Raw genomic sequence first — 25,900 nt, forward strand, 5'->3', positions numbered from 1 at the left:
CCGCGGCTCAGCCGGTGGCCCGGGTGCCGAGGCGGGTGAGGAAGTCCGTGACGTTGGCTTCGCCGGTGACGTGGCCGATGGCGCGGTAGAGCGTGCGGGATTCGCGGGCCGTGCCGCGGGCCAGCATCGAGCGGCCCGCCGCGGCTTCGACCGCCGCCAGTCCGAGCAGTGCCTCCGCTTCGACCACGCGGAAGCCGCCCGCCCGGGCCGCGTCGAGGGCCGTGCGCGCGTGCTCGCCCGCTTCGGCCGGGCGGCCGCCCGTGGCGAGGACCCTGGCCAGCGTGGCGGCCGCTTCGGCGAGCTGGCCGCGCAGGCCCGACTCCGCGGTCAGCTCCCTGGCCTCGCGCAGGACGCGTTCCGCGGCGCCGAGGTCGCCCCGGCTCTGCTCGGCCCGGCCGAGCGCGATCAGCGCGGCCGCTTCGACCTGCCGGTCGCCGTCGCGGCGGACGCACTCCAGCGCCGCCTTCGCCGTCTCCGCCGCCGAGGCGTGTTCCCCGAGGGCGATCTGCAGGGCGCTGACCACGTTCAGCGCGGTGGCCTCGCCGAAGCTCGACCCGATCTCGCGGAAGGCCCGCAACGCCTGGTCGAGGACTTCGCCGGCCTCCGCGAGCCGCCCGGTGGCCTGGAGCACCCAGCCGAGGTCGGCGAGGTTGGCGGCCTCCCAGAACGCGAGGTCCTCCTTGCGGGCCAGCGCGATCGCTTCGACCAGGCAGTCTTCGGCCTGCTCGAGGCGGCCCAGCTGCCGGTAGTGGCAGCTCAGCGAGTTCAGCGCGAGGGCTTCGCCCGACCGGTTGGCCAGTTCGCGGAACAGCTGGATCGCGCGCCGGCTGTGCTCGACGGCCTCCGACAGCCTGCCCGTCCACTCCAGCATCGCCCCGAGGTTCGCGACCGCCGTGGCCTCGCACTGCCGCCAGCCGCACGCCCGGCTGGCCAGCACCGCCTTCTCCGAGTGCCGGATGCCCGCTTCGTGCTGCCCTTCGCGGAAGTACGCGCCGCCGATGGACAGGTGCACCAGCGCTTCGGCGGGCTGGGCGCCGTGGTCCTGCGCCGCGCGCAGCACGATCGGGGCCAGTTCGAGCCACTCCGCGCGGCGCCCGTGGTCGTGGAAGAACCGCCGCAACGCGTCGGCGAGGTACCAGGCGCCGGGGTACGGCCCGCGCGTCGCGGCCTGCCGCAGCGCGGCCGAAAGATTGGGCACCTCGACGTCCAGCCAGGCCACGGCTTCGGCGGCGCCGGCGAAGGCGACCGGGCTCGGTGCCGACGGCGCGTCTTCGCGGGGGAGCGCCACGATCCGCGCGCCGAGCAGCGCGACGGCGGCGTCCGCGGCCGCGCAGTAGCCGGTGAACAGCCGCTCCCACGCCCGGTCCCGCGCGGCCTCGTCCTCCTCGGCGCGGACGCACTGCTCGGCGTAGCGCCGGGCGAGGTCGTGGAACCGGTAGCGGCGGGGCGCGTGCGCCTCGAGGAGGTTCGCCGCGGTCAGCCCGCGCAGCCGCCGGGTCGCCTCCTCGACCGGCAGCTCGAGCAGGGCCGCCGCGGCGACCGCCGTGAAGTCGGCCCCCGGCACCAGCGCGAGCAGCCGGAACGCCTGCCGCAGCCCGGGCGGCAGCGCCTGGTACGACACCGAAAAGGCCTTGGCGACGGCGCTCTCGCCGGCCCCGTCGAAGCCGAGCTGGGCCAGGGGATCGCCGCGCAGCTCGTCGACCAGCTCGCCGAGGCTGGCGACGCCGGTGTTCGCCGCGGCGATCCGCAGGGCCAGCGGGTGGTGGCCGCAGAGGCGGGCCAGGTCGGCCGCCGCTTCCGGCTCCGCGGCGGTCCGGTCGCCGAGCAGGGTGGTCAGCAGGGCCAGCGAGTCGTCCTCGCGCAGCTGCGAGAGGACCAGCGACCGCGCGCCGACGCGGGCGACCAGCTCGTCGAGCCGGTGGCGGCTGGTCACCAGCACCCGCCCCGACGACGGCAGCAGCGGCAGCACCTGGGCGGTGTCGCGGGCGTTGTCCAGCACCACCAGTGCCTGCCGGTCGGCCAGCAGCGACCGGTAGAGCTTGCTCTGGTCGTCCAGGCCCGGCGGCACGTCCCGCAGGTCGACGCCGAGGGTCCGCAGCAGCTGCGCGAGCGCGGCGGCGGGGGTGAGCGGCTCGTCGTCGGCGTCGAAGCCGCGCAGGTTCACGTACAGCTGGCCGTCGGGGTAGCACGTCCGCGCGGTGTGGGCCCAGTGCACGGCCAGCGCGGTCTTGCCGACGCCGGCGGTACCGGTGATCACCCAGACGTCACCCGGTTCGCCGAGCGTGGCCAGCTCCGGCGCCCGGCCGGCGAACCCGCGGACGTCCAGCGGCAGTTCGGCGGGCCGGGGGGTGACCGGGGTGGCGGGCGGCGCCGGTTCGCCTTCGCCGCGCAGGATCCGCATCCGCAGGTCCTGCAGGGCCTGGCCGGGTTCGATGCCCAGTTCGTCGACCAGCAGGTCGTGCGCCCGCGTGTACGTCTCCAGTGCTTCCGGGGTGCGGCCGCAGCGGTGGAGCGCGAGCATCAGCGCGGCCCGGAGCCGTTCGCGGAACGGGTGTTCGTCGACGAGCCGGCGCAGCTCGCCGGCCACCTCGCCGTGCCGTCCCGCGGCGAGTTCCTGCTCGTACAGCTCTTCGAGCACGACGAGCCGGCGTTCGGCCAGCGCCGGGCCCTCGTGCTCGGCCAGCGCCTCGCTCACCCCGCCGAGCGGGATGCCCTCCCACAGTGCCAGCGCGGCCCGCAGGTGCGCGACGGCGTCCGCCCCCGAGGTGGCCCTCGCCTTGGTGACCTCGTCGTCGAACACGTCGAGGTCCCGGTCGCCGGGGGCGACCGCGATGAGGTAGCCGGGCGCGCGCCGCACGATGACGTCGCGGCCGAGGAGCTTCCGCAGTTCCGAGATGTGCACCTGGAGCCGTCCGCGGACGCTCGGCGGCGCGTTCTCGCCCCAGGTCAGGTCGATGAGGCGGTCTTCGGTGACCACGCGGTTGGGGTTGAGCAGGAGCGCGGCCAGCACGGACGTCTGTTTCTGGCCACCGGGCCGGACCGCGCCCGTGTCGCCGAGGACCGTGACCGGTCCGAGCAGGCGGTAGCGCACGAATTGCCCCCGGAAGGCGGACCGAAGCGGAACGGAAGTGCTGTGGTCGACCCTAGCCGCGGGCAAGAAGGAAGGGGCCACGGGTGGACCGAGACGATGTGGAGCGCCTGCAGTTCGTCTGCTTCCCGGACGCCGGGGAAGCGGCCGGCCGCTACCGGGCCTGGCGTGATCCGCGGATCACGGTGCAGGTCGTGGAGCTGCCCGGCCGGGGGGAGCGGCGCGACGAGCACCCGTACCGGGACATGTGGCTGCTGGTCGAGGCGCTGGCCGCCGAACTGGCCGGGGTGCTCGAGAGCCCGCACGTGCTGTTCGGTGCCGGGCTCGGCGCGCTGGTCGCCTACCGGCTGGCCCAGCGCCGGGTGGCCGCGGGACTGGGGGTCTCGCGGGCACTCGTCGTGGCGCACCAGTCGCCGCCGGACCGGGCCGCGCGGGCGGTGCCGGAGCAGGCGGAACGCGCCGACGTCAGCCTGCTGGTCAGCGACGCGCACCTGCCCGTGGCGCCGCCGCTGCCGTGCCCGATCCGCGGCTTCGGCGAGCCGCAGGTGATGACCGGGTGGGGGGAGCACACGAGCGCGGGGTTCGTGCTCACGCCGGCGCGGACGCAGGACAGCGCCGCCCTGCTGCGCGACGCGGTCCTGCGGTCGGCCTACCTGATCTCCGCCATGGCCGTGCAGGGGCCCGCGCTGCCCGCGAAGCTGACCGAGGCGTAGCTCGGGAGGGTGTGCGGGACCTGGACCGTGACCGTCCCCTAGTCGCCGATGTACGGTCCGCCGCCGATCGTCGCCACCGACGGGCGGTACTCCGTCTCGCCCGCCGGCCGGTAGGTGATCGGCAAGCTGCCGCGAAACGGGCCCGCGGTGCAGCTCGACACGGCCGTCCGGGCGTCCGTCCCGGTCGCCTGTGCGGGCGGCGCGAAGACGACGGCCCCCAGCGCGGCCGTGCCGATGACGGCCTGGAATGCACCGGCTCTCATGGTTCGACTCCTCTTGGCTCGTTCGGGTTCTCGGGGCCGATGCTGCCCGACGCGCCTTCCGAATCGCTTCCGTTCGCCGGAATCGCGCTCCTCGTGATCAGTCGATCACCCGTTGTTGATCGTCCACTGTGGAGGTTCGGTCGCGAGCCTGGCGGCCTGTGCCGCTTCGCGGCTCTCGCCGAGCCCGCCGCGCGTTGGTTCTCCTCGGCCGTCTTCCGTTTTCGACGAATTCACGCGGCTGCCGTGAGTCCGGCCGGTGGTGCTCGGCGGAAGCCGCCGGAAATCGTTCTCCGCGGCGACGAGATCCTGGACGGCCGCGAACGCCCCGGGCCTCGAATCCGGCCGCCATCCGGTGTCCCGCAAGTGGTTCTGCGTGATGAGCCGATCGGCCCGCAGTGGGTGCGGCCGGATGGCCGTGTCCCGTGATCGGCGGAAGTGCGGGCGTCCGGCTCCGGAATTTTCGCCCTTCAATGGAGCGCCGCCGGAAAGCGGAGTGAATCCGGAATAGCGTGTCCACTGTGTAGAGAAACGGGCGCGAATCAGTTTTCGGTGCGGCCTCTTCGGTGAAGAAGGGGATCTTCGCGGGTGGGTGGAGTCCCGCACCCGGCCCGGCGGCGGCCGTCGTGCCGGGGCGAACCGGTGCCGCGGCGACGATCAAGCCTGCCGCGAGCGCCGCTACCTGCGGTGGCGAGATCACGAAACCCGGCAGTTCGCCGTGGGTTTGTTCCCCTCGGTCACGTCGCCCCGGTAAGTGGATTACTCGTTCGCACTCTTGTCACTCTTTCGCGCGAACCTGGCATGGCGTATTTCTCGGCAACGTATTTGCGACCCGGGAAATCGTCATCTACAGTCCGGCTGATCACGGCCCACGAGCCGTATTCCGTGATCCGAACAATCTTCTCCGAGGAGTGGCATGCCCCAACGCGCCTCGACACGCCGGCTCGCCGTGCTCGCCCTGGTCGCCGTCCTGCTGGGCGGGTGCAGCCAGCCGAAGTCCTCCTCCGCCGCCGGTGACGTCGAAAAGCCGTCGATCCGCGTCGCGATCCTCACCACCGTCGACCTCGCTCCCCTGTGGCTGGCGCAGGAAGGCGGGTACTTCAAGGCCGAGGGTCTCGACGTGCAGACCGACGTCGGCGCCAGCGGCCAGGACACCCTGACCAGGATGGCGAGCGGCCAGGACGACATCGCGCTGTCCACCTACACGCTGTTCTTCCTGGCGAAGAGCAGCGGCGCCGCGGACGTGAAGCTGGTGACCGACGGCACCTCGGCGAGCCCGCGCAGCAACGAGGTCGTCACCGTGCCGAACTCGCCGGTGAAGACCGTGAACGACCTCGACGGCAAGCGGATCGCCATCAGTTCGAAGAACGCCGCTTCGGACGTGCTGACCCGGTCGGTGATGCGCGACCACGGCATCGACCCGGGCCGGGTGCAGTGGGTCGCGATGCCGCTGCCGGACATGAGCACCGCGCTGGCGCAGGGCCGGGTCGACGCGGCCTACCAGCCCGAACCGTTCCTCACCCAGGCCGCCAAGACGGCCGGCGCCTACCCGGTCATCGACGCCGCCAGCGGCAGCACCCAGAACTTCCCCCTCACCGGCTACGGCGCCACCGCCAAGTGGGTCCAGGACCACCCGAAGACGCTGCGCGCGTTCCAGCGCGCGATGCTCAACGCCACGCACGCCGCGGTGGACCGCGCCCGGATCGAACCGCTCGTCGTCCGCAACGCCCGCGTGGACCGGGACATCGCCAGCCTGATGGTGATGCCCGCCTTCGGGTCCATCCTGGACGCCCGCCGCATCCAGCGCGTGCCGGACCTGCTGCAGCAGCTGGGCGTCGTCCAGACCAGGATCGACGCCTCCTCGATGATCGCCCCGCAGACCGGGACCGGCTGAGCGGAGACAGGCCGCCAAGGGCGGGTGCGCGAAACCGCGCACCCGCCCTTTCTTCGTGCCGCCGGGACTTCCCGCCGTCGGCCGGTATCCCGAAATTTTCGGACCGTCCCCGGTGCGTCCGGTTTTGGCGGTTCGCACCTTGACACGACCGCTGCCGCAGCCCACCCTCTTCATACCGACCGCGCGGTACGACAAGGTCCGTATGGTGAGACGGGAGAGTCATCGATGACGCCTCTTGGTGCGGCAGTGCCCGGCGAAGACCTGCTCGTGGCCGACGGTCTCACCGTGCGCTTCGGCGGCCTCACCGCCCTGCACGACGTCCGGCTGAGCGTCGCCGCCGGCACCGTCGTCGGGGTCATCGGACCCAACGGCGCGGGCAAGACGACGTTGTTCAACGTCGTCTGCGGGTTCGTCCGGCCCCAGGCCGGCCGCGTGCTGTGGCGGGGACGGCCGCTCGTCCGGCACCGCCCCGAACACCTCGCCCGGCTCGGGATCGTCCGCACGCTGCAGGGCCTCGGCCTGTTCCCCGGCTTGACCGTCCTCGAGAACGTGATGGCGGGCGCGGGCCGCCACGCCCGGACCGGCCTGCTGCCCGCGCTCGCCGGTGCCGGCCGCGCCGCGCGCGACGAAGCCGGCTTGGCCGCCCGCGCCCGCGAAACCCTGGGCGAGCTCGGGATCGCCGACCTCGCCGGCCGGCTGCCCGGCGTCCTGCCCTACGGCGTGCGGAAACGCGTCGCGCTCGCTCGCGCCCTGGTGGCCGAACCGGATCTGCTGCTGCTCGACGAACCCGCGAGCGGGCTGTCGGCCGCCGAACTCGCCGAGCTCTCGACGTTGATCGTCTCGCTGCGGCAGCGCATGGCGGTGGTGCTCGTCGAACACCACATGGACCTCGTCATGGAGGTGTGCGACCGCGTGGTGGTGCTGAACTTCGGCGAGGTGATCGCGGCGGGCAGCCCGGCCGAGATCCAGGCCGACCCCCGCGTGACCGAGGCCTACCTCGGTGACCCCGCCGAGGAGGCGCCCGGTGCTTGAGATCGAAGAGCTTTCCGTGGCCTACGGCGCGGTTCGCGCGCTCGACGGCGTCGGCATCACGGTCGAGCGCGGCGGGATCACCGCCGTGCTCGGCGCGAACGGCGCGGGCAAGACGACGCTCCTGCGCGCGATCAGCGGCCTCGAGCCCGCCCGCGGCGGCCGGATCACCTGGGACGGCCGGGAACTGACGGGTTCGGCACCGGACCGCATCGCCCGCGGCGGGGTCGCGCACGTGCCCGAGGGCGGCGGGGTGATCACCGAGCTGACCGTCGACGAGAACCTCCGGCTGGGCGCGCTGTGGCGGCGCGACCGCGTCGATCGCGCGGCCGCCCGCCGGGAGGTGTACGAGCTTTTCCCTGCCCTGGAAGAACGTTCGGCGAAACCCGCCTCGACGCTCTCCGGCGGCGAGCGGCAGATGCTGGCCATCGGCCGCGCCCTGATGAGCCGGCCCGGCCTGCTGCTGCTCGACGAACCGTCGCTCGGCCTCGCGCCCCTGATCACCGCCCGGATCATGGGCATCCTGCGCGACCTGCGGGCCACCACCGGGCTCACCGTCGTGCTCGTCGAGCAGAACGCGCACAGCGCACTGTCCATCGCCGACCGCGGGTACGTCCTCGCGCTCGGCCGCGTCGTCGCGGTCGACACCGCGGCGGAACTCCTGGCCGACGACGGCCTCCGGCACGCCTACCTCGGTTTCTGAGGCGGTGCGGCTTCTCCGGTTTTTCGACCCACGCACCAGGAGGTGACCGGTCCGGTATGCAGGACTTCTTCGACTTGACCCTCGGCGGGATCTCGGCCGGCGCGGTGTACGCGGCGCTCGGGCTCGCGCTGGTCATCATCTACCGGGCCACCCGGGTGGTGAACTTCGCGCAACCCGCGCTCGCGCTGATTTCGACGTACCTCGCGTACTCGGTGACGAAGGCGACGGGCAGTTACTGGCTCGGCTTCGCCGTCGCGATCGGTGCCGGGACCGTGCTGGGCGTCGCCACCGAACGGCTGCTGATCCGGCCGCTGCGGCACCGCTCCGAGCTGAGCTCGATCATCGTCACCCTCGGGCTGCTGCTGGTGCTGCAGGCGGTCGCGGGCATGATCTGGTCCAACGAGCCGCTGGCGTTCCCGTACGCCTTCGACTTCCGCGGCCGGTTCTCCGCCAACGACCTGTTCGTGGTCCTGGTCGTGCTCGCCATCGCCGCGCTGGTGCTGGTGGTGTTCAAGTACACGCCGCTGGGCCTGCGGATGCGCGCGGCGGCGTTCGCCCCCGAAGTGGCGCGGACGCTCGGCGTGCGGGTCGGCCTGATGCTCACCGCGGGCTGGGGGCTGGCCGCGGCCGTCGGCTCGCTGGCCGGGCTGCTCGCCACCCCGCCGTTCCTCTTCCCGAACGTGCTGGACGGCGTCTTCGTCTACGCGCTCACCGCGGCGGTGCTCGGCGGCCTCGACAACCCGCTGGGCACCATCGCCGGCGGGTTCGTCCTCGGCGTCGGACTGTCCTACGTGTCCGGCTACCTCGGACCGGAGCTGGTGACGATCGCCGCGCTGGTGATCCTGGTGGTCGTGCTGACGCTGCGGCCCAGCGGGTTGTTCGGCCGGGCCAAGGTGAGGCGGGTATGAGCGTGCGCACGGAACTCCCGGAAACCCGGGTGGAGACCCCGCGAAGGCGCCGCACGCTGCCGCCTCTGCTCGTCCACGCGCTGGCCGCGGCGGGTGCGCTCGCCGTCGTCGTCGCGCTGACCCTCGTCACCGACGAGTTCACCAACCTGCGCATCGCGACGATCGGCTACTACCTCGTCGCGGTGGCCGGGCTGACCCTCCTGACCGGTCTCACCGGCCAGGTTTCGCTGGGGCACGGCGCGTTCATGTTCATCGGCGCCTACACGGTGGCGCTGCTGGTGCGGCGCGTCCCGTCGTTCCCGCTGTGGGCCGACCTGCTGCTGGCGTCGGCCGCCGGTGGGCTCGCCGGGCTGCTGGCCGGCGCGGCGGCGGCCCGGCTGCGCGGCCCCTACCTCGCCGGGGCGACGCTCGCACTGGCCGTCGGCCTGCCGGCGCTCACCCGCCGGTTCCCCGACTTCCTGGGCGGCAGCAACGGGTTGAGCTTCACCGTCCACAGCAGACCGGCCGGGGTCACCGTGCCGGAGCTGCGCTGGCAGACCTGGATCGTCTGGCTCAGCGTGCTCCTCGCGCTGGTGCTGGTGGCGAACGTCGTCCGCGGCCGGCTCGGGCGCGACTTCCGCGCGGTCCGGGACGACGAGGTCGCCGCCGCGGTGAGCGGGATCGCCGTCGGCCGCACGAAGATCCTCGCGTTCCTGGTCAGCGCGGTGTGCGGCGGCCTCGCCGGTGGCCTGCAGGCGTTCCTGCTCGGCACCGCCGCACCCGGCTCGTTCACGCCCGCGCTGTCGCTGAGCCTGCTGGCGGCCGTGGTGCTGGGCGGGCTCGGCTCCCTGTGGGGCGCGCTGTGGGGCGCCGTCGCGCTCGTCTGCTTCCAGGCGTGGTCGGAGGACCTCGCCGACGTCCTGCACCTGAACACCGACGTGGCCAACAACCTCCCGCTCGCGGTGTACGGCGTGATCCTCATCGTCGTCGTGCTCGCCTTCCCGCGGGGCATCCAGGGCGGTTTCCAGTGGCTGCGCGCCCACCTGAAGCCGAGCCGCCGAGCAGAAGGAGAAAAATGAGAAGCACGAGAATCGGCGTGGGGTTCCTCGCCGCGGCCCTCACGCTCAGCGCGTGCTCCGGTGCGGGGGAGACCGGCACCGGCGGCACGCAGGCCGCGGACTCGGCGGTCGGCGTCACCAAGGACGCCGTGGTGATCGGCACCCACCAGCCGCTCACCGGTCCGGCCGCGCCGGGCTACAGCAAGATCTCCGTCGGCGCCCGCGCGGTGTACCAGGCGATCAACGACGGCGGCGGGATCAACGGCCGCAAGATCGACTATCACGTCGAGGACGACGGCTACAACCCGACGAAGACCGTCGAGGTCGTGAAGAAGCTCGTGTTGCAGGACAAGGTGTTCGCGATCGTCGGCGGCCTCGGCACGCCGACGCACTCCAAGGTCGTCGACTACCTGAACTCCGAAGGCGTACCGGACCTGCTGGTGTCCTCGGGCGCGCTCGCCTGGGACAACCCGCAGAAGGCGCCGATGACCTTCGGCTACCAGGTGGACTACACCCGGGAAGGCAAGATCCAGGGCAAGTACGTCAAGGACACCTTCGCCGGCAAGAAGGTCGGGTACTTCACGCAGAACGACGACGTCGGCCGCGACACGCAGGCCGGGCTCGACCAGTTCGTCAAGGACCAGGCCGTCGTCCGGCAGGGCTACGACAGCGCCAACACCGACGTCACGCCGCAGCTGTCCGCGCTCAAGGCGGCCGGCGCCGAGGTCGTCGTGTGCGCGTGCATCCCGGCGTTCACCGCGCTCGCCATCCTGGCCGCGGCGAAGATCGGCTACCACCCGCAGTTCGTGGTGAGCAGCATCGGCGCGGATCCCGCGACGCTTTCCGGGCTGCTGCAGGACTTCGCCAAGCGCGGCGGCGCCAGCGTGTCCAGCGGGCAGCTGCTGGCCGGCCTGATCGGCACCGGGTACCTGCCGGACGTCGCCCAGACGTCGGACCCGTGGGTCGCCTACTTCAAGGGCATCCACGACAAGTACATCGCGAAGGAGCCGCTCACCAACACCGTCCTGTTCGGCATGGTGCAGGCCTACACGTTCGCGCAGGCGCTCAAGGCGGCCGGGCCGGACCCGACGCGGCAGAAGATCGTCGAGGCGATGAGCTCCGGCGCGCTGAAGGGCCCGGGCCTGACGCCGTTCGGCTTCTCGAAGGAGTCGCACGCCGGCTACACCGGCGCGTACGTGTTCAAGATCAATCCGGACACGTCGACGACGGTGATCCAGCCACCGGCCGTCACCGACCGCGGCACCGGCGCGATCACGCCGTACTCCGGTGAGCGGGCCACTCCGGAGCAGGTCAACCTCGTGGGCAAGTGACGACGGACCGGCCCGTGGGCGCCACGGGCCGGCCCGCCCGCTCACATAGGGTGGCGACATGAGTGTCAGGGAAAAGCTCGTGCGAGCGGCGGTGCGGCTGTTCGCCGAGAAGGGCTTCGAGGCGACGACGGTCCGGGAGATCGTCGAAGCGGCCGGCGTCACCAAGGGTGGCCTCTACCACTACTTCGAGTCCAAGGACGACCTGCTCTTCGAAATCTACGCCGCGATGCTGCGGGTGCAGACGCGGCGGATGGTGACGATCGCCGAGTCGGACCTGCCCCTGCCGGAGCGGCTGCACGCGATCGTCGCCGACGTCGTCGTCACCAGCATCGCCGACCTCGACGCGGCGACCGTGTTCTTCCAGTCGTTCCCGCTGCTGGAGAAGTCCAAGCAGGTCCAGGTGCGGGCCGAGCGGCGCACCTACCACGAGCGGGTGCGGGACCTGGTCGCCCAAGGCCAGCGGGCCGGGGTGTTCCGCGCCGACGTCCCGGCCGACCTGGTGATCAACTACCACTTCGGCGCCATCCACCGGCTGGGCATGTGGTACCACGAGGGTGGCGAGCTGTCGGGTGAACAGGTGGGGGCGCACTTCGCCGACCTGATGCTCCGCAGCCTCCGTCCTTAGTGGACGATCTATCGTGGTGGTATGCACATCGTCGCCGTCCTCGCGCTGGACCAGGTCGTCCCGTTCGACCTGGCGACGCCCATCGAGGTCTTCGCGCGGACGCGGCTGCCGGACGGCGCGCCCGCCTACGAGGTCCGGATCTGCGGACCGGCACCCGAGGTGGACGCGGGGATGTTCGCGCTGCGGCCGCCGTGGGACCTGTCGGGGCTGGCCGCCGCCGACACGATCATCGTGCCGGGCCGCTCGGCGAACCCACCGGTGCCCGCTCCGGTGCTGGCCGCGTTGCGCGCGGCGGCCGGGCGGGGCACGCGGATCGCGTCGATCTGCTCGGGAGCGTTCATCCTGGCCGCGACCGGGTTGCTGGACGGGCTGCGCGCCACGACCCACTGGGCCGCCGCCGGGGAACTGGCCCGGCTGCACCCCGCGGTCGACGTGGACCCGGACGTGCTGTACGTCGACAACGGCCAGTTCCTGAGTTCGGCGGGCGCGGCGGCGGGCCTGGACCTGTGCCTGCACCTGATCCGCCGGGACCACGGCTCGGCGGTGGCCGCCGACGCGGCCCGCTTGTCGGTGATGCCCCTGGAACGCGAGGGCGGCCAGGCGCAGTTCATCGTCCACGACACGCCACCGGCGCCGCGCGGGTCCGAGCTGGAGCCGCTGCTGGTGTGGCTGGCCGAGAACTGCGCGGAGGAGCTGACGCTCGCGGCCATCGCGGGGTTCGCCGGGATGAGCACGCGGACGCTGAACCGGCGGTTCCGCGAGCAGACCGGGACGACACCGCTGCAGTGGCTGCTCCGGGCCCGGGTGCGGCGGGCGCAGCAGCTGCTGGAGGCGACGGGCGACTCGGTGGACCGGATCGCCGGAGCGGTGGGATTCGGCTCGCCGACGGCGTTCCGGGAGCGGTTCAAGCGGGTGGCGGGGACCAGCCCGCAGGCCTACCGGGCCAGTTTCCGGGCCGCCGCGCCGTCTTGAGCGGCTTGGGGGCCGGGTTGCCGGGGGCGTCCGGCCCGGATGCCCGCTTCCGCGGCGTCCACTGTGGATTGGACGGAGCCCGTGGCCCAGCCGGCCGCCGCGGCAGCCCGGATCCTCGGCCGGGACGGCATCACTACGTGAGGCGACGCCGGCGCACGTGGTGGACGATCAGCAGGGCGATCATCACCACCGCGATCCCGCCGGCGGCCATCCGGGCCGCCAACGGCAGTCCCACCAAGGGACCTGCCGCGTTGACCGCGGAACTGACCACCAGGACCAGCCACAGGAGAACCGGGCTCGAAGGACGCGTGGGAGCGTTGTCGTTGTTCATGCCCGGAACGCTAGAGAGCGGCCGGGACGGCGGGAATGCCGTCCGCACCCGGATCCGGGGTGGTGCCTGCGCTACCCCGCGTCCCGCCCGAGGTACGCGAGCACCGCCAGTACCCGCCGGTGACCGCCGCCTTCGTCGGACGGCAGCCCCAGCTTCGCGAAGATGTTCCGGATGTGCTTGAGCACCGCGCCGTCGCTGACCACCAGCAGCTCGGCGATCGTGCTGTTGTTGTAGCCCTCGGCCATCAGCCCCAGCACTTCGCGTTCCCGGGCGGTCAGCGCTTCCAGCGGATCCGCGGCGCGGCGGCGGGCCATCAGGCGGCCGATCACCTCGGGATCCATCGCCGTGCCGCCGCCGGCGACCCGCCGGAGCGCGTCGAGGAACCGCTCGACCTTGCCGACGCGCTCCTTGAGGAGGTAGCCGACCCCGCCGACGCCGTCGGCGAGCAGCTCCACCGCGTAGCTCGTTTCGACGTGCGCCGAGAGCACCAGCACCGGCAGTGCCGGGTGGATTTCGCGGGCTCGTACGGCGGCGCGCAGGCCTTCGTCGCGGTGGGTCGGCGGCATGCGCACGTCCATCACGACCGCGTCGGGGCGCTCGCCTTCGATGAAGGCGAGGAAGTCCTCGGCGTTGTCCACCGCGGCGGCCACCTCGATACCCGCCGTCTTCAGCAGCAGGGAGAGGCCTTCGCGCAGCAATGCGTCGTCCTCGGCGATCACGACCCGCATGGCAGCTCCACTCGCAGCACGGTCGGCCCACCGGGTGGGCTGGTCAGGGTGAGGGTTCCGTCGAAGGCTTCGGCGCGGCGGCGGATGCCGGCCAGCCCGCTGCCGCGGGACTCGTCGGCGCCGCCGCGGCCGTCGTCGCGGATGTCCAGGCACAGCACCGACGCCGTGCCGCCGAGCACGATGTCCACCTGGGACGCGTCGGCGTGCTTGGTGACGTTGGCCAGCACCTCGGCGACGACGAAGTAGGCGGCCGCCTCGACCGCCGCCGGGCGACCGGTCTCGTACTCGACGGAGACGGTGGCCGGTACCGGGCTGCGCTCGGCGAGCGCACGCACCGCCCCGGCCAGACCGCGTTCGCTCAGCAGCGGTGGGTAGATGCTGCGGACGACCGTGCGCAGCTCGGCCAGCGCGTCGGTCGCGGTGTCCTGCGCCTTGACCAGCAGGTCGCGCGCGGTGGCGGGGTCGCGGTCGTACAGCTGGCCGGCGATGCCGAGCTGCAGCACGACCGCCGCGATCCGCGCCTGCGCGCCGTCGTGCAGGTCACGCTCGATGCGGCGCAGTTCGGCGCCGTGCGCCTCCAGCGCGGCCGCCCGGGTCGCGGTCAGCTCGGCGACCCGGTCCGCCCGCACGACGCCGGGGGGGGGGCGGAGCAGCCGCTGCGCGGTGCGGGCCTGCCACCGGGCGACGCGCGGCAGCTGCAGGCTCGCCGCGGCCATGGCGGCGGCCACGAGCAGGTCCAGCGCGGCGTGCGGCCAGGAGTCGACGACGATCCCGAGCGAACCTTCGATCCCGCCGGGGACCAGCGGCCAGACGAAGGCCGTGATCACCTGCTGGAGCGCGCCCAGCGGCAGGCCGAACGCCAGCACGCCGACGATCATCCCGGTCGCGGCGTGGATCGCCAGCCACGCGAGGTCGCGGCGGGTGGCCGGGTCCTTCAGCGGGGAACCGTCGCGGTACGGCTCGGGGATCGGCTCGCCGAGCTTCCGCGCGGCGCGGCCGCGATCGACCCCGACCGGCCACCGCGCCAGCCGGATCGCCGGCGCCAGCGACGGGATCCCGACGCCGAACGGGCACAGCAGCAGGACGGCGAACAGCCCGGCGAGGGCGAACAGCGACAGCAGCGAGGTACCGGCGCCGGCCACGAGGAAGCGCACCGCCGACCAGCACTCGCGCAGGCGGGTCGTCACCCCGGCAGTGTCCCACCCCACCACCCGGGTAGTGCTGGCGCTACCCCCGATCCACCCCTCCACGGGATCGAAGTCCCCCTGCCCGCGACCTAGTTTTCCTTACGACGCAAAGAACAGTCTTAAGGGGACGAAGATGACCACAGCGAGCGCGTACGCGCTGGAGCTGACCGGGGTGCGGAAGGTGTACGGCGCCGGCGACGGCGCGGTCACCGCGCTGGACGGGGTGTCGGCGAACGTGGCGCGGGGGACGTTCACCGCGGTGATGGGCCCGTCCGGCTCGGGCAAGAGCACCTTCCTGCACTGCGCGGCCGGCCTCGACCGCCCGACGTCGGGGCGGGTGCTGCTCGGCGGCACCGAGATCGGCCGGCTGAAGGAACGCGAGCTGACGGAGCTGCGGCGCACCCGGATCGGGTTCGTCTTCCAGGCCTACAACCTGCTGCCGTCGCTGAACGTGCTGCAGAACATCACGCTGCCGCTGCGGCTCGCCGGGCGGAAACCCGACCCGCAGTGGCTGCGGGAGGTCGTCGACGGCGTGGGGATCGCCAACCGGCTGGAGCACCGCCCCGCGGAGCTGTCCGGCGGGCAGCAGCAGCGCGTCGCGATCGCGCGGGCGCTCGTCACCCGGCCCGAGGTGGTGCTGGCCGACGAGCCGACCGGCGCCCTCGACACCCGCACCGGGCGGCAGGTGCTGGACCTGCTCCGCGCGATCGTCGAGCAGATGGGGCAGACCGTCCTGATGGTGACCCACGATCCGGTCGCGGCTTCGGCCGCGCACGGCGTGCTCTTCCTGGCCGACGGCAAGCTGGCCGGCCACCTCCCGCACCCCACCCCCGAGCGGGTGGCGGAGCGGATGACGCACCTCGGGGAGTGGTGAACGTGCTGGCTCTCGCCTGGCAGACGATCCGGAGCAGGCTCGGCGGGTTCGCCGGCGCCTTCATCGCGATCCTGTGCGGCACCGCCATCGTGGCCGCCTGCGGGATCCTCATGGAGTCCGGCCTGCGCGCCGGCGTCCCCACCCAGCGGTACGCCGCCGCGGCCGTCGTCGTCGGCGGCGACCGGACCGTGCGCCCGCCCGGCGCCGACGCGCTGTCCTTCGAGCAGGTCGGCGAAGAGCCGACGGTCCCCGTCGCGCTGGCCGGCCGGATCGCCACCGTGCCCGGGGTGCGCTCCGCGGTGGCGGAGCAGAGCTTCCCGGCGCAGGTGGTGACCCGCGACGGGCAGGTGCTCGGCGGGCCGGAGTCCCTCGGCCACAACTGGGACGCGGCCGTCCTGGCGCCGTTCACCCTGCGCGGCGGCGACGCGCCCGCGGCCCCCGACGAGGTCGTGCTGGACGCCGACCTGGCGCGCCGGGCCGACGTCGGCATCGGCGGGCGGGTGCGGATCACCACCCGGTCGGTGCCGGCGACGTTCAAGGTGCGCGGGATCGTCGACGGCCGGTCGCGCCAGTCAGCACTGTTCTTCACCCCGGAACGGGCCGCCGAGCTGGCCGGACGGCCCGGCCAGGCGCACGCCATCGGCGTGCTGGCCGACACCGGGGTCACCCCGGAGACCCTCGCCGACCGGGTCCTCGCCGTCGTGGACGGCGCCGAGGTGGTTACGGGCGTCGAGCGCAGCAGCATCGAGTTCCCCGACGTCGGCCGGACGCGGACGATGCTGCTGGCGATCGCCGGGTCGTTCGGCGGCTTCGCACTGCTCGTCGCGGTGTTCGTGGTGGCGAGCACCCTCGCTCTGACCATCAACCAGCGCCGCCGGGAGTTCGCGCTGCTGCGTGCGGTCGCGGCGACCCCCCGGCAGATCCGCAAGCTCATCGGCCTGGAGACGACGGTGATCGCGCTCGTCGCCGGGGTGCTGGGCAGCGTGCTCGGCCTGGCGGTCGCGGGTGGGCTGCGCGACGCCTTCGCCGCGATCGGCGTGCTCCCGGCCGACTTCGGGCTGGCGATCGGCCCGCTCCCGCTGCTGGCCGCCGTCCTGCTCGGCTTGGGCGCGGCGCGGCTGGCCGCCTGGGCGGCGGCACGGCGGCCGTCGTCGATCCGGCCCGTCGAGGCGCTGGGCGAGGCCGCGGTGGAACGGCGTGAGCTCGGCCGGGGCCGCGTGCTCACCGGCTGGGGCCTGGTGCTGGCCGGCTTCGGCGGCGCGCTCGTCCCGCTGTTCCTGCGCGGTGACGTGGCGGCCGCGACGTCGTCGATGGCGACCCTGGTGATCGTCATCGGGCTGGCCGTGGTGGGGCCGCAGGTGACCGGGCTGGTGCTGCGGTTCCTGGCTCCCGTACTGGCCCGGCTCTGGCGGATCAGCGGGTACCTGGCCGGCGCGAACACCCACGCCAACGCCCGGCGCGTCGCCGCGGCGGTGACCCCGCTGATGCTGTCGGTCGCGTTCGCGCTCGCCATGTTCTACGGGCCGACGGCCACCACGGCGGCGACCCAGCAGGAGACGGCGCGGTCGACGACCGCCGACTACGTGCTCACCGGCGCGGGCGGCGTCTCGCCGGAGGTCGCCTCGGCGGCCGCCCGGGCGCCGGGGGTCGCGGCGGCGACGCCGGTGATCCGCACGTCCGTGCTCACCGCGACGACGGTGGGTGACAGCGTGGAGGTCCAGGGGTCGCCCGCGCAGGGCCTGGCGGGCGACCAGGCCGGGGCCGCCCTCGAGCTGGGCGTCGACGCCGGGCGGATCACCGACCTGACCGGCGCCACGGTGGCGCTGAGCCGCTCGGAAGCGGACTGGCTGGACAAGAAGGTCGGCGACGAGGTCTCGTTCTACTTCGGCGACGGCGTCCCGGCGCAGCTGCGGCTGGTCGCCACGTACACGCACGACCTGGCCTTCGGCGACTTCGTGCTGCCGGTCGCGCTGGCCCGCGAGCACATCGGGGGCCGCCTGGACGACTCGGTGCTGGTCCGGCGCCAGCCCGGAGCGGACGCGGACGCGGTGGCTTCGGCGTTGCGTGCCTTGCCGTACCCGGGTCTGGTGGTCGCCCCGGCGTCGGTGATCGCCGCTCCGGACGGGGGTGAGCGGCAGGCGCAGTTCTACCTCAACCTCGTCGCGGCCGGCGTCATCGTCGGGTACCTGGCGATTTCGGTGGCCAACACGCTGGTCCTGACGACCGCGCAGCGGAGCCGCGAGTTCGCGCTGCTGCGGCTGGTGGGCACGACCCGCCGTCAGGTGACCCGCATGATGCGGCTCGAAGCGCTGGCCACGGTCGGGATCGCGGTGGTCGCCGGGACGCTGGTGGCGCTGGTGCCGTTGGGGCTGCTCAACATCGGGCTGCGGGGCAACCCCGTTCCCGCGGGATCGCCGTCCGTCTACTTCGGAGTCATCGCGGGCGCGGTCGTGCTCGGGATGGTGGCGATCGGGGTGGCGACGTCGGTGGCGCTGCGGGCCCGGCCGATCGACGCGATCGGCGTGCGCGAGTAGCGGGTGCGGGGTGCGCCTCGCCCGGCTCACCCCGCACGGCCCCGCCGGGTCAGCACGCCGTACGGGTGTCCACGGCCTTGTAGGTGTACACCAGGTAATTTCCCGTCTGGCCGATCAGCACCGCGGTGCCGGCGGGCACGCACTTCTCGCCCCGCGGGTGGGTGACGCCATAGGCCACGCCGGAGACGGCGATCTTCGTGGCGGCGGAACCGCAGTTGCCCCAGTAGTAGTCGAGCGCCCACTGGTCGGACGCGCCCTGCGTCGAGTAGTTGCCGCAGGTGACCGACGCGGACGCCGTGCCCGCGGCCGGCGGCAGAGCCACCATGGCGATCCCGAGCGCGATGGTCGCCGCTGTGCGTTTCACGTGAACCCCCTGGTGTGTGCGGAAAACGGTGCGGCGTCGACGCCGCGCTTTCCAGGGTAGGGACATCCCCCCGAATTCCCAGGGGGTGGCGGAAGGCCCGCACCGCAGGAGTATCGAAACTTTCCGAAAGTTATTGCCCGACCAGCGGTACCAAACGCATGCTTCTGCCATCCTGGCTCGCCCGCCAGCCTCGACGAGGAGGAAGCATGCACACCAAGAACCGTGGCCGTTTCAGGGTCTTCGTCACCGGGGCCGCCCTTGCGCTGGCCGCCACGCTCGTGCCCGGTGTCGCCAGTGCCGACACCGTCATCACGACGAACCAGACCGGGAACAACAACGGATACTACTACTCGTTCTGGAGCGCCGGTGGCGGCTCGGTCTCCATGACGCTCGGTTCCGGCGGGAACTACCGGACGAACTGGAGCAACGTCAACAACTTCGTCGCCGGCAAGGGCTGGGGCAACGGCAGCCGGCGGAACGTGAACTACTCGGGCAGCTTCAACCCCTCCGGCAACAGCTACCTGTCTCTCTACGGCTGGACGTCCAACCCGCTCGTCGAGTACTACATCGTCGACAACTGGGGCAGCTGGCGGCCGACCGGGACGTACAAGGGCACCGTGACCAGCGACGGCGGGACCTACGACATCTACCAGACGACCCGCTACAACGCGCCGTCCGTCGAGGGGAACAAGACGTTCAACCAGTACTGGAGCGTCCGGCAGCAGCGGCGGACCGGCGGCACCATCACCACCGGCAACCACTTCGACGCCTGGGCCCGCGCCGGGATGCGGCTCGGGAGCTTCAACTACTACATGATCCTCGCGACCGAGGGCTACCAGAGCAGCGGCAACTCCAACCTGACGGTGGGTTGACCATGCGGGTCCTGAGCACCTTCCTGGCCGCGGCGGCCGTCGCCGCGGCGAGCACGGTCGCCGTCGCCCCGGCTCAGGCCGCGACGTGCTACGGCTACGTGGGCCTGACGTTCGACGACGGGCCGTCGAACGCCCACACCCCGGCTCTGCTGAACGCGCTGCGGCAGAACGGGTTGCGGGCCACGATGTTCAACGAGGGCCAGTACGCGGCCGCGTACCCGGCCCAGGTCCGCGCGCAGGTGAGCGCGGGAATGTGGGTCGGCAACCACAGCTACACGCACCCACACCTCACCCAGCAGAGCCAGGCCCAGGTGGATTCCGAGATTTCCCGGACCCAGCAGGCGATCGCGGCCGCGGGCGGCGGCACGCCCCGGCTCTTCCGCCCGCCGTACGGGGAAACGAACGGGACGGTCCAGGCGGTCGAGGCCAAGTACGGCCTCCGCCAGATCATCTGGGACGTCGATTCGGGAGACTGGAACAACGCGAGCGTCGACGCGATCGTCCAGGCGAACGCCCGGCTCACGAACGGCCAGATCATCCTGATGCACGAATGGCCGGGCAACACGCTGGCCGCCATCCCCCGGATCGCCCAGACACTGGCGAGCCGTGGGTTGTGCGCGGGAATGATTTCCCCGCAGACCGGCCGGGCGGTCGCTCCGGGCTGAGGGCTGGTGGCGCGGTGGCTGCACCCCGCCGCGCCACCTCCGCGGAATCGTGAACGTCACCGAAAACGTGGTCTCCTTTCCGGCTGGTTCCGGCGGAAAGGAGACCTTTTCGGTTGTTTCAGCGGGTCACTCGGCGACCCGCGTGCGGCCGCACCACGCGAACACCGGCACCTGGTCGCCGCTGCTGGTCGTGGTGTATTCGCCGTGGTGGGAGAAGTGCTCGTAGCCTGCGCCGAAGCTGACTTTGGCGACTTCGCCGATGCTGCCGACCGTCCATTCGCGGTGGTGCCGGGTCAGCTCGGCCGGACCACCGGAAAGCGTCACCTTGATCTTCGCCATGATTCCTCCTCCGTGGATTCGTCGGCCCGGGAAACCGGAAATGTGGTCTTCGTCTCTCGACGATGCCGGACGCTCGAGCGCGGTGTCAAGATGTCCGGCTCCTATTCGGAATGCCGATGAACAGGGGTTGACACCGATTTCGATAGGGGTTTCTCCGCGCAAACCGGGCGCGGGGCCGCCCCCCCTCGGCGCGCGCCGGTGGCTCGGGCTCGCCGCGGCGGGCGCCGGAGCGCCCAGGAGAAGGTGCGGCAGCCGGTCGTCCGGCGTTCGCGCACGTCTGCCGCCTGCGCCGTTCGCCCGTCCGCGGAATCGGACGGCCGGCCGACGGCCCGGATGGCGCGAATGAGTCAATCGCGACATCGAAACCCGCTGCGTAGCCCGGCCAGTGGGGGCCTGCTCACTCGATCGTGTGGTTTGAAGTCACGAAAACCGGACTTTTATTCACTCCGCTTCACCGGGTGAGTCACTCTCCCCGGCTTCTAAGCTCACCACAACCGTCTGCAATGGACAGTGGCCGTCGAGGGCCCGGCTGTGTGGAGTGAACGTTGAAGAGACTATTTGCTTTCGGGGCGGTGCTGCTGCTCGCTTCGACGGTGTTCCCGTTGGCTGCTCCGGCGGCACCAGCCCGCGCCGACGCTTCCGACGGCACGTTGACCGTCCGAGTGGTCCGCGACCTGAACGGAAACGGGAACTACGAGCCCGCCCTGGAGACCGGGCTGGCCGGGATCCCGGTGCAGGTCACCGACCCCGCGGGAGGCACGACGACCGGGACCACCGGAGCGGACGGCACCGTCAAGCTCGCCACCGCGGGGCTGGCCGGCGGGAAGTACCGCGTCGAGGCGAGCGTGCCCGCGTCGATGCCGTACCTGAAACCGGCTCCGGCGGGGGGTGGGCTGAGCAGCCTCACCGCGTTCGTCGACGTCTCCGGTGGCAAGAAGGCCGACCTGACGATGGGGTTGTGGAACCCGGCGGACTACTGCCAGGACAACCCCGCGCTGGTCACCGCCTGCCAGCGCAACGGCATCGCGCCCGGCGTCGACCCCAAGGCCCGGTCCCTGGTGAGCTTCCCGTTCACCGCGCGGGGCACCGGAACCCCGCCCACCGCGCTGGCCACCCAGGGTGACACCGGGACGGTCTACGGCATCGCGTACCGCAAGGAGGACAAGCGGGTCTTCTCCAGCGCGTTCGCCAAGCGGGCCACCGCGTACGGCCCCGGCGGCACCGGCGGCATCTACGTCACGAACACGGCGACCAAGAGCACCAGCCTGTTCACCAAGGTGCCCGGCGCCGGCGGCACCGCGCACGCCATGGCGACCGACTTCGACCTGCCGTTCGCGAACACGGTGGGCAAGGAGAGCCTCGGCGCCATGCGCATCAGCGAGGACGGCAGCACGCTGTTCGTGGTGAACCTGGTCGACCGCAAGCTCTACCTCTACGACGCCACCGCGGCCACCGCGGCCAAGCCGAAGGCGAGCTACGCCATCCCGGACCCCGGCTGTCCCGCCGCCGGTGACTGGCGGCCGGGCGGCCTGGGTGTCCACGACGGTCTCGTCTTCGCCGGTGGGGTGTGCTCCGGCGAATCGACGCAGAAGACGGCCGACATGCGTGTCGTGATCCGGACCTTCGACCCCGTCGCCGGCACGTTCGGCCCGGTGCTCGTGAACCACCCGCTGGACTTCAAGCGGGGCGATGCGCTGTGGGACGGCAGCAACACCCACTTCTGGAACCCGTGGCAGGCCGCCTACCAGCCGCCCGCGGCGCAGGCAGGCCACCTGATCGCCTACCCGGAACCGCTGCTGACCGACATCCGCGCCGAAGCCGGCGGTGACCTGGTGCTCGGGTTCCGGGACCGCTTCGCCGACCAGGGCGGGCACGACATGCCGCCGTCCGCGGGGTCCACCGACAAGTACGACACCGTCAGCGGTGGCGACCTGAACCGGGTCTGCCGCCAGGCCGGCGGCACCTACGTGTGGGAAGGAACCGCCGGCTGCCCGAACAACAACAGCGCGGACGCCAACGGCGGCGGTGAACCGACCGACGTCGTCGAGTACTACCCCGGTGAGTACTTCAGCAGTGCCGCGGTCGGCAAGCCGCACAACGAAACCGCGCAGGGCGGCATCGCCGTGGTGTACGGGGCCGCCCGGATGCCCGCGACGGTGATGGACCCGACGGACGTCAACACCGGCGGCATCGGCTGGTTCGACCGCGCCAACGGCACGATGATGGACAGCAGCTATTCGAACGGCTACCTCATCAGCGACGCGAGCACCGAAGGGTGGTCGAAGGCGAACGGCCTGGCCGACCTGGAAGCGCTCTGCGACAACGCGCCGGTCCAGCTGGGCAACCGGGTGTGGTTCGACACCGACGCCGACGGCGTCCAGGACCCGGCCGAGCCCGCGGTCGCGGGGGCCAAGGTGCAGCTGCTGCCCTGCGACGGCAAGGGAACGGCACTCGCCACCAAGACGACCGGACCCAACGGCGAGTACTACTTCGGCGCCGCGGACGGGCTCAAGGCCGGCACCTGTTACACGGTGAAGTTCGACTACTCGGGCATCGACACCGCGGCCCTGCCGGGCGCGCCACCGTTGTCCAGTATCAAGTGGACGGTCGCGAAGGCGGGCGGGAACCCGGCCATCGACTCCGATCCCGATCCGGCCACCGGCACTGTGAAGGTGACGATGGGGCCGGCGGGTTCGGTGAACCACACCGTCGACGCCGGGCTGTTCGCCCCGCAGGACCGCCTCGGCGATCTCGTGTGGGCCGACACCAACGCCAACGGGCTGCAGGATCAGGGCGAGCCCGGGGTGCCGGACGTGCCGGTGGTGCTGAAGGACGGCAGCGGAAAGCAGGTGTCGGCGACGAAGACGGGCGCGGACGGCAAGTACCTGTTCGACGGCCTGGCGGACGGCTCGTACCAGGTGTGCTTCGACCTGAAGACGCTGCCGGCCGCGTACGCGGGTTACCTGGCGACGAAGCCCGACGCCGGTGACGACACGAAGGACTCCGACGCCGACCCGGCGACGGGCTGCACCGCGGTGACGACGCTCGGCCCGGCCAAGCGCGAGGACCTCACCCTCGACGCCGGGATCCGGCCGCCGAACCGCCTCGGTGACCTCGTGTGGGCCGACACGAACGGCAACGGCCTGCAGGACGCGGGTGAGCCGGGTGTGCCGGACGTGCCGGTGGTGCTGAAGGACGGCAGCGGAAAGCAGCTCGCGACGACCCAGACGGGTCCGGACGGGAAGTACCTGTTCGACAAGCTGCCCGACGGCGCCTACCAGGTGTGCTTCGACCGTTCGAAGCTGCCGGCGGACTACGCCGACTGGCTGTGGACGAAGCCGGACGCGGGTGACGACGCGCAGGATTCCGACGCCGACACCGCGAGCGGGTGCACCCCGGTGACCACGCTCGGAATCGACCGCCGGGAGGACCTGACCCTGGACGCGGGTCTGGTCGAGCCGCGCAACCGCGTCGGCGACTTCGTGTGGCTCGACGGCAACGGCGATGGTCTGCAGGACGCCGGTGAGCCGGGCGTGCCGGACGTGCCCGTGGTGCTCAAGGACGGCAGCGGAAAGCAGCTGCTGGCCACGAAGACGGGCCCGGACGGGAAGTACCTGTTCGACGGCCTGGCGGACGGCTCGTACCAGGTGTGCTTCGACATCGCGCACCTCCCCGCGCCGGTCGCCGACTACCGGCTGACCAAGGCGGACGCGGGTGACGACACGAAGGATTCCGACGCGGATCCGGTGACCGGCTGCACGCCGGTGGTCCAGCTCGGGGTGGGCAAGCGGGAGAACCTGACCCTGGACGCGGGCCTGGTCGCACCACCGAACCGCCTCGGGGACTTCGTCTGGGCCGACACCAACGGCAACGGCCTGCAGGACGCGGGTGAGCCGGGCGTGCCGGGCGTGCCCGTGGTCCTGAAGGACGGCGACGGGAAGCAGATCGCCGGCACGAGTACGGGTCCGGACGGGAAGTACCTGTTCGACAACCTGCCGGACGGCGCCTACCAGGTGTGCTTCGACCGTTCGAAGCTGCCGGCGGACTACGCCGACTGGCTGTGGACGAAGCCGGACGCGGGTGACGACGCGAAGGACTCCGACGCCGATCCCGGCACCGGGTGCACGCCGGTGGTGAAGCTGGGTCCGGGTGGCCGGGAGAACCCGACCCTCGACGCGGGTCTGGTCGAGCCGCGCAACCGGCTCGGTGACTTCGTGTGGATCGACCGCAACGGCGATGGTCTGCAGGACGCCGGTGAGCCCGGCGTGCCGGACGTGCCGGTGATCCTCGAGGACGGCGACGGCAAGCAGGTGGCGACGACGAAGACGGGCCCGGACGGGAAGTACCTGTTCGACGGCCTGCCCGACGGGTCGTACCAGGTGTGCTTCGACGTCGAGCAGCTCCCGGCAGCGGTGGCCGACTACGCGCTGACCAAGCCGGACGCCGGTGACGACGGGACGGACTCGGACGCCGATCCGGCGACCGGCTGCACGCCGGTGGTCCAGCTCGGGGTGGGCAAGCGGGAGAACCTGACCCTGGACGCGGGTCTGGTCGCACCGCCCAACCGTCTCGGCGACCTCGTGTGGGCCGACACCAACCGCAACGGCGTGCAGGACCCGGGTGAGCCCGGGGTGCCGGACGTGCCGGTCGTCCTGAAGGACGGCGACGGGAAGCAGGTGTCGGCGACGAAGACCGGTGCGGACGGGAAGTACCTGTTCGAGAACCTGCCGGACGGGTCGTACCAGGTCTGCTTCGACCGGATGACGGTGCCCGCGCAGTACGCCGGCTGGCAGTGGACGAAGCCGGACGCGGGTGACGACGCGAAGGACTCGGACACCGATCCGGCGAGCGGGTGCACGCCGGTGGTCCAGCTCGGGGTGGGCAAGCGGGAGAACCTGACCCTGGACGCCGGTCTGGCCGAGCCCAGGAACCGGCTCGGTGACTTCGTGTGGGCCGACCGCAACGGCAACGGCGTGCAGGACCCGGGTGAACCGGGCGTGCCGGACGTGCCCGTGACACTGAAGGACGGCGACGGAAAGCAGCTGGCGACGACGAAGACCGGCGCGGACGGGAAGTACCTGTTCGACGATCTGCCGGACGGGACGTACCAGGTCTGCTTCGACACGGGCAGCCGCAAGCTGACCAAGCCGGACGTGGGTCCCGACGACACGAAGGACTCCGACGTCCAGCCGTCCGACGGGTGCACCCCGGTGGTCACCGTGGGCGCGGCGAAGCGCGAAGACCTGGGCCTGGACGCCGGTGTGCTCACCGCGCCGGGGTCGACGGTCCCGCCGAAGGCACGTCCGTTGTCGTACACCGGTTTCCCGGGTGACTGGCTGTTGGCGCTGGGCGGTCTCGCGGTGGCTGCGGGCATCGCGGCGCTGGTGGCGGCCCGGCGGGCACGCGGAATGAGGTGACAGCGTGGGGGTGGGCGCCTGGAGGTGCC

21 protein-coding genes are annotated in these 25,900 nt (G+C 72.3%); 14 read left to right on the plus strand and 7 right to left on the minus strand.

Going from position 1 to position 25,900, the window contains the following annotated elements; genetic code table 11:
* Window positions 1–7: 7 nt before the first annotated feature.
* A complete protein-coding gene (locus AB0F15_RS12350; RefSeq protein WP_360269288.1) occupies window positions 8–3,091 on the minus strand; it encodes a BTAD domain-containing putative transcriptional regulator in 3,084 nt (1,027 codons plus the stop codon).
* A gap of 83 nt (window positions 3,092–3,174) precedes the next feature.
* Between AB0F15_RS12350 and AB0F15_RS12355 the strand changes: the two genes are divergently transcribed.
* Window positions 3,175–3,801 (plus strand): thioesterase domain-containing protein, encoded by a 627-nt coding sequence (locus tag AB0F15_RS12355; protein ID WP_360269291.1) that lies wholly within the window; start codon window positions 3,175–3,177, stop codon window positions 3,799–3,801.
* A 38-nt stretch (window positions 3,802–3,839) separates the two neighbouring features.
* On the opposite strand, the gene AB0F15_RS12360 is transcribed toward AB0F15_RS12355, so the two are convergent.
* Window positions 3,840–4,064 carry a hypothetical protein gene (locus AB0F15_RS12360; protein WP_360269292.1) on the minus strand — a complete coding sequence of 75 codons (225 nt, stop codon included), beginning with the start codon at window positions 4,062–4,064 and terminating at the stop codon, window positions 3,840–3,842.
* A 913-nt stretch (window positions 4,065–4,977) separates the two neighbouring features.
* On the opposite strand from AB0F15_RS12360, the gene AB0F15_RS12365 reads away from it, so the two are divergent.
* From AB0F15_RS12365 to AB0F15_RS12400, 8 genes are all read left to right on the plus strand, one after another.
* Window positions 4,978–5,955, plus strand: a complete 978-nt coding sequence (locus AB0F15_RS12365; protein ID WP_360269294.1) for an ABC transporter substrate-binding protein — start codon at window positions 4,978–4,980, stop codon at window positions 5,953–5,955.
* A 225-nt stretch (window positions 5,956–6,180) separates the two neighbouring features.
* Window positions 6,181–6,987, plus strand: coding sequence for an ABC transporter ATP-binding protein (locus AB0F15_RS12370; RefSeq protein WP_360269296.1), 807 nt, complete (start codon window positions 6,181–6,183; stop codon window positions 6,985–6,987).
* Window positions 6,980–7,687, plus strand: coding sequence for an ABC transporter ATP-binding protein (locus AB0F15_RS12375; RefSeq protein ID WP_360269298.1), 708 nt, complete (start codon window positions 6,980–6,982; stop codon window positions 7,685–7,687). The genes AB0F15_RS12370 and AB0F15_RS12375 overlap by 8 nt, the downstream gene beginning before the upstream one ends.
* Before the next feature lie 56 nt (window positions 7,688–7,743).
* On the plus strand, window positions 7,744–8,595 hold the full coding sequence (locus AB0F15_RS12380) for a branched-chain amino acid ABC transporter permease (RefSeq protein WP_360269300.1): 852 nt from the start codon (window positions 7,744–7,746) through the stop codon (window positions 8,593–8,595).
* On the plus strand, window positions 8,592–9,653 hold the full coding sequence (locus tag AB0F15_RS12385) for a branched-chain amino acid ABC transporter permease (RefSeq protein WP_360269302.1): 1,062 nt from the start codon (window positions 8,592–8,594) through the stop codon (window positions 9,651–9,653). Before AB0F15_RS12380 ends, AB0F15_RS12385 begins: the two co-directional genes overlap by 4 nt.
* Window positions 9,650–10,963 (plus strand): ABC transporter substrate-binding protein, encoded by a 1,314-nt coding sequence (locus tag AB0F15_RS12390; protein ID WP_360269304.1) that lies wholly within the window; start codon window positions 9,650–9,652, stop codon window positions 10,961–10,963. The genes AB0F15_RS12385 and AB0F15_RS12390 overlap by 4 nt, the downstream gene beginning before the upstream one ends.
* A 58-nt stretch (window positions 10,964–11,021) precedes the next feature.
* Window positions 11,022–11,588 (plus strand): TetR/AcrR family transcriptional regulator, encoded by a 567-nt coding sequence (locus AB0F15_RS12395; protein ID WP_360269306.1) that lies wholly within the window; start codon window positions 11,022–11,024, stop codon window positions 11,586–11,588.
* 21 nt (window positions 11,589–11,609) lie between these two features.
* Window positions 11,610–12,560: a helix-turn-helix domain-containing protein gene (locus tag AB0F15_RS12400; RefSeq protein WP_360269308.1), complete on the plus strand. Its 951-nt coding sequence runs from the start codon at window positions 11,610–11,612 to the stop codon at window positions 12,558–12,560.
* Window positions 12,561–12,693: 133 nt separating this feature from the next.
* On the opposite strand, the gene AB0F15_RS12405 is transcribed toward AB0F15_RS12400, so the two are convergent.
* The 3 genes from AB0F15_RS12405 to AB0F15_RS12415 form a co-directional block, all read right to left on the minus strand.
* Window positions 12,694–12,891, minus strand: coding sequence for a hypothetical protein (locus AB0F15_RS12405; RefSeq protein ID WP_360269309.1), 198 nt, complete (start codon window positions 12,889–12,891; stop codon window positions 12,694–12,696).
* Between the two features lie 71 nt (window positions 12,892–12,962).
* Window positions 12,963–13,619, minus strand: a complete 657-nt coding sequence (locus tag AB0F15_RS12410) for a response regulator transcription factor (RefSeq protein ID WP_360269311.1) — start codon at window positions 13,617–13,619, stop codon at window positions 12,963–12,965.
* Window positions 13,607–14,806: a sensor histidine kinase gene (locus tag AB0F15_RS12415; RefSeq protein ID WP_360269313.1), complete on the minus strand. Its 1,200-nt coding sequence runs from the start codon at window positions 14,804–14,806 to the stop codon at window positions 13,607–13,609. Before AB0F15_RS12415 ends, AB0F15_RS12410 begins: the two co-directional genes overlap by 13 nt.
* 133 nt (window positions 14,807–14,939) lie before the next feature.
* Between AB0F15_RS12415 and AB0F15_RS12420 the strand changes: the two genes are divergently transcribed.
* Both AB0F15_RS12420 and AB0F15_RS12425 read left to right on the plus strand, forming a co-directional pair.
* Window positions 14,940–15,680, plus strand: a complete 741-nt coding sequence (locus AB0F15_RS12420; protein ID WP_360269315.1) for an ABC transporter ATP-binding protein — start codon at window positions 14,940–14,942, stop codon at window positions 15,678–15,680.
* On the plus strand, window positions 15,674–18,214 hold the full coding sequence (locus AB0F15_RS12425) for an FtsX-like permease family protein (RefSeq protein WP_360269317.1): 2,541 nt from the start codon (window positions 15,674–15,676) through the stop codon (window positions 18,212–18,214). Before AB0F15_RS12420 ends, AB0F15_RS12425 begins: the two co-directional genes overlap by 7 nt.
* A gap of 49 nt (window positions 18,215–18,263) precedes the next feature.
* Here the strand turns inward: AB0F15_RS12425 and AB0F15_RS12430 are convergent, their stop codons facing one another.
* Window positions 18,264–18,578 carry a hypothetical protein gene (locus tag AB0F15_RS12430; RefSeq protein ID WP_360269319.1) on the minus strand — a complete coding sequence of 105 codons (315 nt, stop codon included), beginning with the start codon at window positions 18,576–18,578 and terminating at the stop codon, window positions 18,264–18,266.
* Window positions 18,579–18,784: 206 nt separating this feature from the next.
* On the opposite strand from AB0F15_RS12430, the gene AB0F15_RS12435 reads away from it, so the two are divergent.
* Together AB0F15_RS12435 and AB0F15_RS12440 are read left to right on the plus strand one after the other, a co-directional pair.
* Complete coding sequence (locus AB0F15_RS12435) at window positions 18,785–19,450, plus strand: glycoside hydrolase family 11 protein (protein ID WP_360269320.1); 666 nt, start codon at window positions 18,785–18,787, stop codon at window positions 19,448–19,450.
* Window positions 19,451–19,452: 2 nt separating this feature from the next.
* Window positions 19,453–20,115, plus strand: coding sequence for a polysaccharide deacetylase family protein (locus AB0F15_RS12440; RefSeq protein WP_360269322.1), 663 nt, complete (start codon window positions 19,453–19,455; stop codon window positions 20,113–20,115).
* Between the two features lie 126 nt (window positions 20,116–20,241).
* Here AB0F15_RS12440 and AB0F15_RS12445 read toward each other — a convergent pair whose 3' ends face one another.
* Window positions 20,242–20,454, minus strand: a complete 213-nt coding sequence (locus AB0F15_RS12445; protein WP_360269323.1) for a DUF5988 family protein — start codon at window positions 20,452–20,454, stop codon at window positions 20,242–20,244.
* 545 nt (window positions 20,455–20,999) lie between these two features.
* On the opposite strand from AB0F15_RS12445, the gene AB0F15_RS12450 reads away from it, so the two are divergent.
* Entirely contained in the window at window positions 21,000–25,871 is a 4,872-nt protein-coding gene (locus AB0F15_RS12450; RefSeq protein WP_360269325.1) for an SdrD B-like domain-containing protein, read from the plus strand.
* Window positions 25,872–25,900: the final 29 nt, after the last annotated feature.

Source organism: Amycolatopsis sp. NPDC026612 (genome assembly GCF_040638285.1).
Taxonomy (GTDB): Bacteria; Actinomycetota; Actinomycetes; order Mycobacteriales; family Pseudonocardiaceae; genus Amycolatopsis.